This is a genomic window from Streptomyces sp. CNZ287 (assembly GCF_007827615.1).
Genome location: NZ_VISV01000013.1, coordinates 115,482 through 128,696 on the forward strand (window position 1 = coordinate 115,482; position 13,215 = coordinate 128,696).

Sequence of the window (13,215 nt, forward strand, 5' to 3'; positions counted from 1 at the left end):
AACAGGATCTGAACCGACCGGTAACCTTCGGAGGGGCGGCAGCCATGGTCTACGACGCCGACGTCATCGTGATCGGAGCGGGGCTCGCAGGACTCGCCGCGACCGCGGAGCTGGCCGACGCGGGACGCAAGGTCATCCTGCTGGACCAGGAGCCGGAACAGGCTCTCGGCGGCCAGGCGCACTGGTCCTTCGGCGGCCTGTTCTTCGTCGGCTCGCCCGAGCAGCGCCGGCTGCGCATCCGCGACAGCCGCGAGCTGGCCTGGCAGGACTGGCTCGGCACCGCGGGCTTCGACCGCGCCGAGGACCACTGGCCGCGCAAGTGGGCCGAGGCGTACGTCGACTTCGCCAGCGGCGAGAAGCGCGCCTGGCTGCGCGCCCAGGGCATGTCGTTCTTCCCGGTCGTCGGCTGGGCCGAGCGCGGCGGCTACGACGCGGAGGGCCACGGCAACTCCGTACCCCGCTTCCACATCACCTGGGGCACGGGGCCCGGCGTCGTCGCCCCCTTCGAGCGGCGGGTGCGCGAGGCCGCGGAACTCGGCCGCGTCGACATGCGCTTCCGGCACCGCGTCACCGGGCTGGCCCGCAGCGGCGGCGCCGTCGACACCGTCACCGGCGACATCCTCGAACCCAGCGACGCCCCGCGCGGCACCGCGAGCGGCCGGGAGGTGGCCGACACCTTCGAGCTGCGCGCCCAGGCGGTGATCATCACCTCCGGCGGCATCGGCGGCAACCACGACCTCGTCCGCGCCCACTGGCCGGAGCGGCTCGGCACCCCGCCGGAGAAGCTGCTCTCCGGCGTCCCCGCGCACGTCGACGGGCTGCTGCTCGACGTCGCCGGGGCGGCGGGCGGCCGGCTCATCAACCGCGACCGGATGTGGCACTACACCGAGGGCATCGAGAACTGGAACCCCATCTGGGCCCGGCACGGCATCCGGATCCTGCCGGGACCCTCGTCGCTGTGGCTGGACGCGACCGGCCGCCGGCTGCCGGTGCCGCTGTTCCCGGGCTTCGACACGCTCGGCACGCTGGAGCACATCATGAAGTCGGGCCACGGCTACACCTGGTTCGTCCTCAGCCAGAAGGTCATCGAGAAGGAGTTCACGCTCTCCGGCAGCGAGCAGAACCCGGACCTGACCGGCAAGAGCGTCCGCGACGTGCTGGGCCGGGCCGGCTCCGGGGCGCCCGCGCCCGTGCAGGCGTTCATGGACAACGGCGTCGACTTCATCGTCGAACGCGACCTCGCCACCCTGGTCCGCAGGATGAACGAGCTGACCGGCGACAAGCTCATCGACGAGGAGGCGCTGCGCCGCACGCTCACCGCCCGCGACCGCGAGATCGACAACGCCTACACGAAGGACATGCAGATCACCGCCCTCCGCGGCGCCCGCAACTTCCTCGGCGACAAGCTCATCCGCGCCGCCTCCCCGCACCGCTTCCTGGACCCGAAGAACGGCCCCCTCATCGCCGTACGGCTGAACATCCTCACCCGCAAGTCCCTCGGCGGGCTGGAGACGGACCTGTCCTCGCGGGTGCTCGCCGAGGGCGGGGAGCCGCTGCCGGGCGTGTACGCGGCCGGGGAGGCCGCCGGCTTCGGCGGGGGCGGCGTCCACGGGTACCGCGCGCTGGAGGGCACGTTCCTCGGCGGGTGCCTCTTCTCCGGCCGGGCCGCGGGCCGCGCGGCGGCGAAGGCGGTGGGCTGAGGGCCCGTACGGGCTCGGCCACCCGCCTACATGTCCGTGCCCGGCGCGGGCGCCGGATCCGGTACGGCGCCGGGCGCCTTGGCCCGCGTCTTTGAGCGCTGCCCGCGCAGCAGCCCCGCGCCCGCGATGAGCCCGGTGGCCAGCACGGTCACCAGCCCGAACGACACGGTCAGCGACGTCGCGTCGGCGACCTGCCCGATCGCCGCCGGGGCGATCAGCCCGGAGGCGTACATGATCGTCGCCACCCCCGCGATCGCCTGGCTCGGCGCGTGGGCGGACCGGGCCGCCGCCGCGAAGACCACCGGCACGACGACCGCGATGCCCAGCCCCAGCAGCCCGAACCCGGCCATCGCCTGCGCCGCGGCGGACGAGGTGACGATGAGCACCCCGCCGAGCGTCGCCAGCATCCCGCCCGCGCGCACCGTGCGCACCGGGCCGAGGCGTTCGACGACCGCGTCGCCCACCAGCCGGGCCACCGCCATCGTCAGCGCGAAGCCCGTGGTGCACGCGGCGGCGAGGCCGGGGGAGGAGCCCATCTCGTCGCGCAGGTAGACCGCCGACCAGTCCAGGCTGGCGCCCTCGGCGAACACCGCGCAGAACCCGACCGCGCCGATGAGCAGCGCCGAGCGCGGTGGCAGCGCGAAGTGCGGCGGCGGCTCCTCGTCGGCGTGCGCGACGGGCTCCAGCACCCAGCGGCAGGCGACGGCCGAGACCGCGGTGAGGACGGCGGCGGTGAGCGCGAAGTGGACCCGGCCGTCCAGCTCGGTGTGCGCGGCGACGGTGCCGGCCGCGGAGCCCGCGAGCGCGCCGCCGCTCCACATGCCGTGCAGCCCGGACATGATCGAGCGGCCGAGCCGCTGTTCCACGTCGACGCCGAGCGCGTTCATCGCGACATCCGCCATGCCGGCGGTCGCGCCGTACACGAACAGGCCCGCGCAGAGCGTCGCGAGCCCGGGCGCGAGGGCCGGCAGCACCAGCGCGAGACACCACATGACCATCAGCCCGCGCAGCGCGCGGCGGGCGCCGAAGGTGTGGCTGATCCGGCCGGCGAGCGGCATCGCGCTGGCGGCACCGAGGGCGGGCATGGCGAGCGCGAGACCGAGCTGCCCGGCGCTGATCCCGGCGTGGTCCTGCACCCAGGGGACCCGGGTGGCGAAGCTGCCGGTGACCGCGCCGTGCGCGGCGAACACCGCCGCGACGGCGTACCGCGCCCGCCGTATCTCGCCCGTGCTCGCCACCCGGCCTCCTCCGCCTGCCCGTTCCGCCCGCTCGGTGTCCGCGCCTCCCGGGGCCCGTTTCCCCTGTCCAACAGGCTCGATTCCCGCTCACGATCGCACACGAACACCTGGACTCCCGTGCGTTGGTGCGATCTTTCCCGGCGTCCGGGGTCTTGCCTCGGGCCGCCGCGCCCTCTACGTTTTGCGATCGGACATCCCACCTCCTACGTCCCATGACTTCGGAGTCGCCGCATGCGCACCTCGACAAGCCTCCTCTTCCTCTCCGCGACCGCCCTGCTCGGCACCCTGGCCGCGGGCCCCGGCACGGCGGCGGCCGACGCCGGGGCCACGGCGTCCGGCCAGGCCCGCTGCACGTCCTCCGTCCCCTACAGATCCGGCGAGGGCGGCTACGACACGTACCGCATCCCCGCCACCGTGAAGACCCGCGGCGGCTCCCTCCTCGCCTTCGCCGAGGGCCGCGTCGGCGGCGCCGGGGACACCGGCAACATCGACGTCGTCGTCCGCCGCTCCGAGGACGGCGGCTGCACCTGGGGCCCGATGTCCGTCGTCGCCGCGGGCGGCGGCGACACCCGCGGCAACCCGGCGCCCGTCGTCGACCCGGAGACCGGCGACCTGGTGCTCGTCACCTCGTACAACAGCGGTAAGGTCACCGAGGCGCAGATCATGCGCGGCGAGGTCACCGCCGAGCAGAGCCGGCGGGTCTTCGTGCAGCGCTCCACCGACGACGGCCGCACGTTCGACGCGCCGCGGGAGATCACCGCCGACGTCAAGCTGCCGCAGTGGCGCTGGTACGCGACCGGTCCCGGCCACGCCGTCGCCCTCAAGCAGGGGCCGAACCGCGGCCGGCTCGTCATCCCCTCGAACCACTCCACCGCCCCGCCGGCCGGCTCCGCGGACACCGGGCAGGAGGCCCGGTACTACGGCGCCCACGCCATCTACAGCGACGACGGCGGCCGCTCCTGGAAGATGGGCTTCGTCGACGACGAGTACGAGGGCGAGATCAACAGCAACGAGAACATCGCCGCCGAACTGCCCGACGGCCGCCTGTACTTCAGCACCCGCGACCAGAACGGCACTTCTCCCGGCAACCGCCTCGACGCCTACTCCAGCGACGGCGGCGCGACCCTCGACCGGCCGTACCGGGTGCAGCCGGACCTCGACGAGGTGCCGGTCGTCCAGGCGAGCGTGCTCCAGCCCGTGGGCCGGCACGCGCCGCTGCTCTTCTCCGGGCCCTCGAACCCCGCCAAGCGCGAGAAGCTGGCGGTCTGGCGCAGCGACGACGCCGGGCGCAACTTCACCAAGGTGACGACGCTGTCGCAGCAGCCGGCGGCGTACTCGGACCTGGTGCAGGTCAACGGCCAGACGATCGGGGTCCTGTACGAGACGGGCGCGGCCGGGTCGTACGAGACCATCGAGTTCCGCCGCCTGGACCTGCGGAACCTCGGCCTTGTCTGACAAATCCCGCCTGCGTCTGGGGGTACCGCCCACGCGCGCTTGCGCGCTGTGGGGGAGCCCGCCCAGAGGGCGGACGGCGCTATGTGCCAGACAGGGCCTGGGCGGCTGACGCCCCCGGCGGCGACCGGCGGTGCCTGGCGGCCGGCCGGTCGCCGCCGGGGGGAGCAGAAAACCGGCGGGAGGGCGCCGGGCCATCCCCTGGCCCGCCCCTCCCGCCGGCGTACGGCACCGGAGCCCCGTCAGCGCAGCCCCGCCGCGGCGAGGTGCTTCTCCACCCGCCGTACCTCCTCGGTGTCCAGCGGGATCTGCGGCAGCATCGTCGCCGGGCAGTCGATGACCCCGCGCAGATGCAGGGCCGCCTTGAACGCCCCGAGCGCCGACGAGCTCATGCCCATCCGCGCCGGGTCGCCGCTCCTGACCATCCCGAAGAGGGCGAGCAGCCGCTCCTGTTCGGTCCTGGCCGACTCCCAGTCGCCCTCCCGCGCGCTGCGGAACAGCCGCACGTAGCCGTGCGGGTCGACGTTGCCCAGGCCCGGGACGACGCCGTGGGCGCCCATCGCCAGCGCGCTGTCCACCATCGTCTCGGAGCCCGTCAGCGCGGAGAAGCCCGCGACCTTGTCCCGGACGCCGACGATGACGCGGCGCAGCCCCGTCTCGTCGCCGCTGGAGTCCTTCAGCCCGGCCAGCACCCCGTCGGCGGCGAGCCGGAGCACCAGGTCGTGGCCGAGCTTGGTGTGCACGGACACCGGCAGGTCGTAGGCGTAGACCGGCGCGCCGGTGCGGCCGGCGACCTCGCGGAAGTGCCGGTCGATCTCCGCCGGGTGGGTGCGGGTGTAGAACGGCGCGGTGACGACGAGCGCGTCCGCGCCGGCGTCGAGCGCGCTGCGGGCGTGGTCGAGCACGCGCGGCGTCGTCATGTCGATCGCGCCGGCGAGTACGGGCAGTTGGCCGCCGACGTGCCGTACCACCGTGTCCACCACGGCCCTGCGCTGCTCGTCCCTGAGGTAGGCGGCCTCCGAGGACGAGCCGAGCACGAAGAGCCCGTCGACGCCCCCCGCCACGAGGAAGTCCACCAGCCTGATCAGCGAGGCGGTGTCCACCTCGGCGTCCGGCGTCAGGGGGGTGCAGACGGGCGGTACGACGCCGGTCAGGTGGGTGGGACGGGTCATGCGCTCTCCTTCGCTTGGATCACGAGATCACGGGTGCTCTCCCCGGCGGCCACCGGGTGGTGGCAGCGGAACCGGTGGGACTGCGCCGCCTGCGTGACCTCCGGCATGGCCGCGGCGCACTCCGCCGTGGCCTTCCAGCACCGGGTACGGAACGGGCAGCCGCTCGGCGGCCGGGTCGCCGACGGCACGGGGCCGGCGAGCGGGATCGGGTCGATGGGGTCGAGGAGCCCCGGCGTCGCCGAGAACAGCGCCCGCGTGTAGGGGTGCCGGGCGGTGTCCGTGCTGTGTTCCGCCGGGGAGTCGCCGCCGGAGCCCAGCGCGACGGCCGGCGCCTCCTCCACGATCCTGCCCAGGTACATGGTGATGACGCGGTCGCTCATCCGCCGCACCGTCTGGATGTCGTGCGAGACGAACACCAGCGCCAGGTTCAGCCGCTCCTTCAGGTCCAGCAGCAGGTTGAGGATCTGCGCCCGTACGGACACGTCCAGTGCGGACGTCGGCTCGTCGGCCACCACCAGGTCCGGCTCCAGCGCCAGTGCCCGGGCGATCGCCACCCGCTGCCGCTGGCCGCCGGACAACTGGCCCGGCAGCGCGTCCGCGAGCACCGGCGGCAGGCCGACGAGGGCCATCAGCTCCCGGACCCGCTCGGTGCGCTGGGCGGCCGTGCCGCGGTGGTGCACGTCGAGCGGATCACGGAGGATCTGCCGGATCGGCAGCCGCCGGTTGAGGGCGGTCGACGGGTCCTGGAAGATCATGCCCGCGCCGGTGCCGATGGCCGTACGCCGCTCGCCGCCGTCCATCTTCCAGATGTCGCGGCCCCGGAACTCCACCGTGCCCGCCGTCGGTTCCTCCACCCCGACCAGCACCTTCGCCAGCGTCGACTTGCCGCAGCCGGACTCGCCGACCACGCCGACCGTCTCGCCCGCGGCGATCGTCAGGTCCGCGCCGGTCAGCGCGTACACCCGGTCGCGGGCGAACAGGCCGCCCGTGCGCGCCCGGTGCACCACATGCGCGTTCCGTACGGTGACGAGCGCCGGCGGCGCACCGCCGCCCTCGACCAGCCCATCGCCCTCGACCAGCGGCTCGCCGGCCAGCTCGCCGATCGACCCCGGGCCGCCGCTGTCCTTTGCGCTCATCGCAGCGCCTCCTTCTCCGCCTCGCCCACGGCGGCGACCGCCGGCTCGACCGCCGGGTGGTGGCACGCCACCTCGTGCTTGCGTTCCTCGCCGACCAGTTCCGGCGCGGTGTCCAGACACCGGCCGCTCGCCATCGGGCAGCGGTCGGCGAACCGGCAGCCGGCCGGGAAGTCGGCCGGGGAGGGTACGACGCCGCGGATCTGCGTCAGCCGCTCCTGGGCCGACTCCAGCGACAGCACCGAGCCCAGCAGCCCGCGGGTGTAGTGGTGGGAGGGCGCCTCGACGAGGTCGGCGGTGACGCCGGTCTCGACGATCTGCCCCCCGTACATGACGACCACCCGGTCGGTGACGTCGGAGATCAGCGCCAGGTCGTGGCTGACCAGGATGAGCGCGAAGCCCAGCTCCTCGCGCAGCCGCAGCAGCAGCTCGATGACCTGCGCCTGGACCGTGACGTCGAGCGCGGTCGTCGGCTCGTCGGCGACGATGAGCTTCGGGTTGCGCGACAGCGCCATGGCGATGAGCACCCGCTGCCGCTGCCCGCCGGACAGCTCGTGCGGATAGCTGCGCAGCGTACGTTCCGGGTCCAGGCCCACCAGCTCCAGCAGTTCGGTCGCGGTGCGCGTGCCGCCGCGCCGGATCAACTGCTTGAGCTGGGCGCGGATCGTCATCGCCGGGTTGAGCGAGCTGAGCGCGTCCTGGTAGATCATCGCCATCTCGTGGCCGAGCAGCTTGCGGCGTATCCGCATCGGCAGGCCGACCAGCTCCCGGCCGTCGAAGACGACGCTGCCGCGCACCCGCGCGCCGGCCGGCTCCAGGCCCATCACGGTCAGCGCGGTCAGCGACTTGCCGCAGCCCGACTCGCCGACGAGGCCGAGGACTTCGCCGGGCCTGACGTCGAAGCTGATGCCGTCGACGATGTCCACGCCCGCGTGCCGCTGGTCGAAGCCGATGGCCAGGTCCCTCACCGCCAGCACCGGCTCGCCGCCGGGCAGCGGCCGGGCCCGTTCGCGCAGCCTGCGCGCGGCCTCGGCGAGACCCGGCAGCTCCAGCACCTTGCCGGTGCCGGGCGCGGCGGCCTCGATCCGGTCCTCGGCGCCGGCCTCCTTGACCGCCACGCTCTCGGACCGCCGGGAGGCGGGCGCCGCCCAGGCGTCCGAGATACCCTCGGAGAGGATGTTGAGCGCCAGCACGGTCAGCAGCATCAGCAGGCCCGGGAAGACCGTGGCCCACCAGCCGCCGAGCAGCACCATGTTCTTGCCGTCCGCGATGACGCTGCCCCAGGACGGGTCCGGCGGGCGGACGCCCGCGCCGATGAAGGACAGCGACGCCTCGAAGACGATCGCCTCGGCGACCTGCACGGTGCAGAACACCAGGATCGGCGCGGCGCAGTTGATGGCGACGTGCTTGACGATGATGTGCGGCGTACGGGCCCCGATGACCCGTTCCGCGGTCACGTAGTCCTCGCCGTACTGGTCCAGCACGTTGGCCCGGACGACCCGCGCGATCGGCGGCACGTAGAGGAACGCGATGGCGCACACCAGCACCGGGATGCTGCCGCCGAAGACGGCGACGAGCACCGCGGCCAGCGCGATCCCCGGGAACGCCATGACGATGTCCAGGCAGCGCATGACGAACTCGTCCACCGCCTTGCGGGAGGTGGCGGCGATCGCCCCGAGCACGGCCCCGGCGACCAGCGCGAGCAGCGTGGCGCCCAGCCCGATGATCAGCGACCAGCGGGCCCCGTACATCAGCCGGCTGAGGATGTCGCGGCCGAGGCTGTCCTGCCCCATCCAGTGGTCGGCGGACGGGTGTCCGGTGCCGCCGGCCTGCGCCTGCTGGTCCAGCGGGTCGTGCGGGGCGAGCAGCGGCGCGAAGACCGCGACCAGCACCACCAGGGTGAGCAGGCCCAGCGAGATCCGGGACGTCCAGGGCAGCCGGCTGAGCCCGCGGAGCCGCAGGCCGGGCCGGGACAGCCGCTCCGCGAGCTTCTGGCGGCCCCCGAGGGTGGCGAGCATCAGGCGGCACTCCTCAGTCGGGGGTTGACCAGCAGGTAGAGGATGTCGATGACGAGGTTGACGACGACGAAGGCGACGGCGACGGTCAGCACCACGCCCTGCACGACCGCGGGATCGCCGTTCTTCACCGCATTGATCATCAACGTGCCCATGCCGGGCAGCGAGAAGATCGTCTCGATCACGACGGCGCCGCCGAGCAGGTAGCCCACCCGGAGGCCGAGCACGGTCAGCGGGTTGACCAGGGCGTTGCGCAGCACGTTGCGACCGACCACGACGACCGGCGGCAGTCCGCTGCCGATCGCCGTGCGCACGTAGTCCTTGTCCAGCTCCTCCACCACCGCGGTGCGGACGATGCGGGTGAGCTGCGCGGCGACGTGCAGCGACAGCGCGATGGCCGGCAGCGTCATGGTCTTGAGCCAGCCCGTGAAGGAGTCGCCCGGATTGACGTACCCCCCGGAGGGGAACCACCCCCAGTCCACCGCCAGGTACTGGATCAGCAGCAGCGCCACCCAGAAGGCGGGCGCGGCGACGCCGATCAGCGAGACGATGCGGATCACCTGGTCCGGGATGCGGTCGCGGTAGATCGCGGCCGTGACCCCGAAGAGCACCGACAGCACTATCGCGAGGACGAGCCCGAGGAAGGTGAGCTGCATGGTCAGGGGCAGCGCGGTGGTCACCTGGTCGATGACCGGCCGACCGTTGAGCGCGCTGAGCCCCATGTCGCCCTTGAGCAGGTCGCCGACGAAGGCGGCGTAGCGGACGGGCAGGGGGTCGTTGAGCCCGTGCTCCTCGCGGTACTCCTCGAGCTGCTGCTCGGTGGGGTTGGCACCCTGGAAGTTCGCCACCGCCGGGTCGATGTCCGAGAAGCGCATGACGAGGAAGACGAACAGCACGATCCCGAGCATCAGCGGGACGAGCAGGGCGATGCGGCGTAGCAGCATCCTGGCGATCTGGGCCACGTACGTGAGCTCCTAGGGTCTGTCTTCGATCTCGCGTCGTTCGCCCGTGGGGCGGGCGGCGCAGGGGGCACCGCCCACGCCCCCCGGGCGTAGGGGGTGGTGCGTGCGATCGCAAGGCGGAGGGGCGTCCGCATAGCGGGCCTCTTCGGTCGATCCCGACAACGCGGCGAGCGTGCGTGCCAGGCTCCTCCCCCACAGCGTGCTGCGCGCGCGTGGGCGGTACCCCCAGCCGCAGACGGGAGAGTGAAGACGGACCCTGGCCTTGACCGACCGTGGCGGCCCCGCCCTACGCGGGCTTGGCCTTGAGGAGGTTGATGCCGGGGTAGGGCTGCGGCTGGATCCCGGTGATCTTGCCGTCGTCCCAGGCGGTGACCAGCTCGGTGTGGACCACGGGGTAGATGACCGCGTTCTCCGCGATGACGTCCAGGTACTCCTGCGTCATCTGCTTCTTCTTCTCCTGGTCCGGCTCGCGCGTGGCCGCGTCCATGAGCCGGAACAACTGCTTGGCCTCGGACGCCTGGGACCAGCGGGCGTAGTCCATCCAGACGTTCTCGGCCGTGTAGTTGTAGCGGAGGATGAGATCCGCGTCGATGCCGAGCTGGTTGGGGTTCGAGGCGGAGGCGACGACCTGGTAGTTCGCCTTCTGGTCCAGCTTGGTGAAGAGGGCGGAGGTCTCCTGCGGTTCGAGCGTGGTCTCCACGCCGATGGCGTCCCAGGACTCCTTGATGGTCGGGATGCAGTCCGCGATCCAGCTCACGGTCGACGCCATGAGCGTCACCTTCAGCCCGCTGACCCCGGCGTCCTCCAGCAGCGCCTTGGCCTTGTCCGGGTCGTGGCCGTAGACGGTCTTGGCCTTGCGGTACGTGGGGTTGCCCTCGTCGAGGAAGGAGCTGGCGGCCTTGCCGTAGCCCTTCAGGCCCGCCTCGATCATCTTGTCGGTGTCGATGGCGTAGTGCAGCGCCTGGCGCACGCGTACGTCGTCGAAGGGCGCCCGCTCGGTGTTGAAGAGCAGGAACATGTGGTTCATGCCGGCCCCGCCCTCGACGGTGAGGCCGTCCTGCTCCAACTGCTTCACGTTGGCGTACGGGATGTTGTCGGAGATCTGCGCGCCGGCGCTCCCGCCGGAGATCTTCGCGACCCGGGGGGCGGCGTCCACGATGGACAGCCAGTTCATCTTCTTGAAGTTCGCCTTGCGCGGGCCGTTGTAGTCCGCGTACGCCTCGAAGGAGGTGTTCGACAGCGGCTGGTTGGCCGTCATCCTGTACGGGCCCGAGCCCACGGTGACCTCGGGCAGGCCGGTGTCGAGGTCCTTCCAGGCGCCGGACTTGCCGAGGATGTGCTTGGGGAGGATCTTCGCCAGGGTGAGCCGGGACAGCCCGTCCGGGAAGGGGAAGGCGAGCACCAGGTCGACGGTGTCGTCCCCGGTCTTCTTCACCTCCTTCAGCCAGCCGGCGAAGAACCCGTGGGCGAGGGTCTGGGTCTCGGTGTCGAGTATCCGGTCGAAGGTGAACACCACGTCGTCGGCGGTGACCGGCTTGCCGTCGTGCCAGGTGGCCCCGGAGCGCAGGGTGAACGACCAGGTGCCGGCGCCGGTGTCGGCGGGCAGTTCGGTCGCCAGCGCGGGGTAGGGCTCGCGGGTGATGGGGTCGGTGTCGAGCAGCCCCTCGAAGATGTGGTGGTTGGCCGCCACGGAGAACGCGGACGCGGTCAGCGTGGGGTCCCAGCTCTGGTCGTTGCCGTACCCGATGACGGCGGTGACGGAGTCCCCGCCGCCGCCCCCGCCGGTGTCCGAGGTCGAGTCCGGACCTCCCGAGCAGGCGGCCAGCGCCGGCGCCATGACGCCGAAGGCGCTCAGCGCCCCGCCGTACTGCAACACTCGCCGGCGGTCGACGCCCGGCTCTGGTGATACGTCGCTCACGGTGCCTCCAGGAGGGGAAAACAAGGAGATGGCGCCGCGCCTGTCCCTGTCCCGGGGAAAGGCGGGGTCGTGGGAGGTCCTACGTTCTACCTCTTGCCGGTGAACATAGAAGTTGGCCGGGAGGAAGGTCAAGAGGTCGGCGGCAAGCGTTATGCGGTGTCAACCCCGCCCGAGCCGGGCGTCGGGAGTGCGGCCACGGCGCTGGGCGGGCCGGGGGTCATGAAGTGGGGAGGCCGCGGTGGCGGACCGGGGCGAGCCGGGGACTCCACGCGGGCCGGTCCCGGAACTCCGGGAGCGGGCCCGCGGGCTCGCCGGTACGCTCGCGGCGTGCGCGGGCCCGGGGCGAGCCGGCGGTACGCAGAGCGGCCGAACGTGCGGTGGACCTGCCGGGACGGGAACGCCGGGCTGGGCTCGCGCGGTTCCGCGCCGGGCGGCGTGCGGCGCTCGGCGGCGGGGAGTGGAGCACGTCGAGCGGGTTCGGATTCCCGTCGAGCACGAGCGCGCGGCAGCGCTCCACCGCCCGGCCGAACCACGCGGGCCGCGGCCCCTCCCGGAGCGGCGGCGGCTGCTCCGCCCGCCGCCGCCCGCCAGGGGTTTCACGGTCCTGGCCGCCGCCCCCGGGTCACGACACCTGCGCCAGCACCTCGGCGGCGATCAGCTCCAGGTGGTCCAGGTCGGACAGGTCGAGGATCTGGAGGTAGAAGCGCTGCGAGCCGGCCGCGGCGTAGCGGCCGAGCTTCTCGACCACCTCCGCAGGGGTGCCGGCCAGGCCGTTCTCCTTCAGCTCCGGCACCTCCCTGCCGATGGCCGCCGCCCGGCGCGCCACCTCCGCGTCGTCCTTGCCGACGCAGGCGACGAGCGCGTTGGAGTAGACCAGGTCGGACGGCGACCGGCCGGCGGCCTCGGCCGCCTCGCGGACCCGGGCGAACTGCCGCTCGGTGTCCGCCGCCGAGCTGAACGGCACGTTGAACTCCGCCGCGTAGCGGGCCGCCAGCGCCGGGGTGCGCTTCGGGCCCATGCCGCCGATCAGCACCGGCAGCGGCGCCTGCACCGGCTTCGGCAGCGCGGGGGAGTCCCGCAGCTCGTAGTGCGTGCCGGAGTAGCTGAAGGTCTCGCCGGTCGGCGTGCCCCACAGCCCCGTCACGATCGCGAGCTGCTCCTCCAGCCGGGCGAACTTCTCCTTCGGGAACGGGATCCCGTACGCGGCGTGCTCGTCCTCGAACCACCCCGCCCCGATGCCCATCTCGACCCGCCCGCCGGACATCTGGTCCACCTGCGCCACCTGGATGGCCAGCGGCCCCGGCAGCCGGAACGTGGCGGCGGTCATCAGCGTGCCGAGCCGGATCCGGCGGGTCTCGCGGGCCAGGCCCGCCAGCGTCACCCAGGCGTCCGTCGGCCCGGGCAGGCCGCTCACGTCGCCCATCTTCAGATAGTGGTCGGAGCGGAAGAAGGCGTCGAAGCCGAGGTCCTCGGTGGCGCGGGCCACGGTCAGGAGGGTGTCGTACGAGGCGCCCTGCTGCGGTTCTGTGAAGATGCGGAGATCCATGGGAGCCATTGTGCGTCAGCCGTGCCCTGCGGCTTCCCGGGGCACGTCGGCGGTGCATAGAGTGCAGCCACCGCACTGC

9 protein-coding genes are annotated in these 13,215 nt (G+C 72.9%); 2 read left to right on the plus strand and 7 right to left on the minus strand.

The annotated features are described in order from the left end of the window. The first annotated feature begins 44 nt into the window (after positions 1–44). Positions 45–1,700 carry an FAD-binding dehydrogenase gene (locus FB457_RS22860; protein WP_047014930.1) on the plus strand — a complete coding sequence of 552 codons (1,656 nt, stop codon included), beginning with the start codon at positions 45–47 and terminating at the stop codon, positions 1,698–1,700. A gap of 26 nt (positions 1,701–1,726) precedes the next feature. On the opposite strand, the gene FB457_RS22865 is transcribed toward FB457_RS22860, so the two are convergent. Then, positions 1,727–2,938 (minus strand): MFS transporter, encoded by a 1,212-nt coding sequence (locus FB457_RS22865; protein WP_145783054.1) that lies wholly within the window; start codon positions 2,936–2,938, stop codon positions 1,727–1,729. Positions 2,939–3,169: 231 nt separating this feature from the next. Between FB457_RS22865 and FB457_RS22870 the strand changes: the two genes are divergently transcribed. Then, complete coding sequence (locus tag FB457_RS22870) at positions 3,170–4,393, plus strand: sialidase family protein (RefSeq protein ID WP_047014928.1); 1,224 nt, start codon at positions 3,170–3,172, stop codon at positions 4,391–4,393. A gap of 239 nt (positions 4,394–4,632) precedes the next feature. Here FB457_RS22870 and FB457_RS22875 read toward each other — a convergent pair whose 3' ends face one another. The 6 genes from FB457_RS22875 to FB457_RS22900 form a co-directional block, all read right to left on the minus strand. Then, complete coding sequence (locus FB457_RS22875) at positions 4,633–5,562, minus strand: dihydrodipicolinate synthase family protein (RefSeq protein ID WP_047014927.1); 930 nt, start codon at positions 5,560–5,562, stop codon at positions 4,633–4,635. Next, positions 5,559–6,698, minus strand: a complete 1,140-nt coding sequence (locus tag FB457_RS22880) for an oligopeptide/dipeptide ABC transporter ATP-binding protein (RefSeq protein ID WP_047014926.1) — start codon at positions 6,696–6,698, stop codon at positions 5,559–5,561. Before FB457_RS22880 ends, FB457_RS22875 begins: the two co-directional genes overlap by 4 nt. Further along, positions 6,695–8,713 (minus strand): dipeptide/oligopeptide/nickel ABC transporter permease/ATP-binding protein, encoded by a 2,019-nt coding sequence (locus FB457_RS22885; protein WP_145783056.1) that lies wholly within the window; start codon positions 8,711–8,713, stop codon positions 6,695–6,697. Before FB457_RS22885 ends, FB457_RS22880 begins: the two co-directional genes overlap by 4 nt. Further along, on the minus strand, positions 8,713–9,654 hold the full coding sequence (locus FB457_RS22890; protein WP_486589112.1) for an ABC transporter permease: 942 nt from the start codon (positions 9,652–9,654) through the stop codon (positions 8,713–8,715). Before FB457_RS22890 ends, FB457_RS22885 begins: the two co-directional genes overlap by 1 nt. Positions 9,655–9,958: 304 nt before the next feature. Beyond that, positions 9,959–11,509, minus strand: coding sequence for an ABC transporter substrate-binding protein (locus FB457_RS22895; protein ID WP_486589113.1), 1,551 nt, complete (start codon positions 11,507–11,509; stop codon positions 9,959–9,961). A gap of 703 nt (positions 11,510–12,212) precedes the next feature. Beyond that, positions 12,213–13,136: an LLM class F420-dependent oxidoreductase gene (locus FB457_RS22900; protein ID WP_047014922.1), complete on the minus strand. Its 924-nt coding sequence runs from the start codon at positions 13,134–13,136 to the stop codon at positions 12,213–12,215. Positions 13,137–13,215 lie beyond the last annotated feature (79 nt).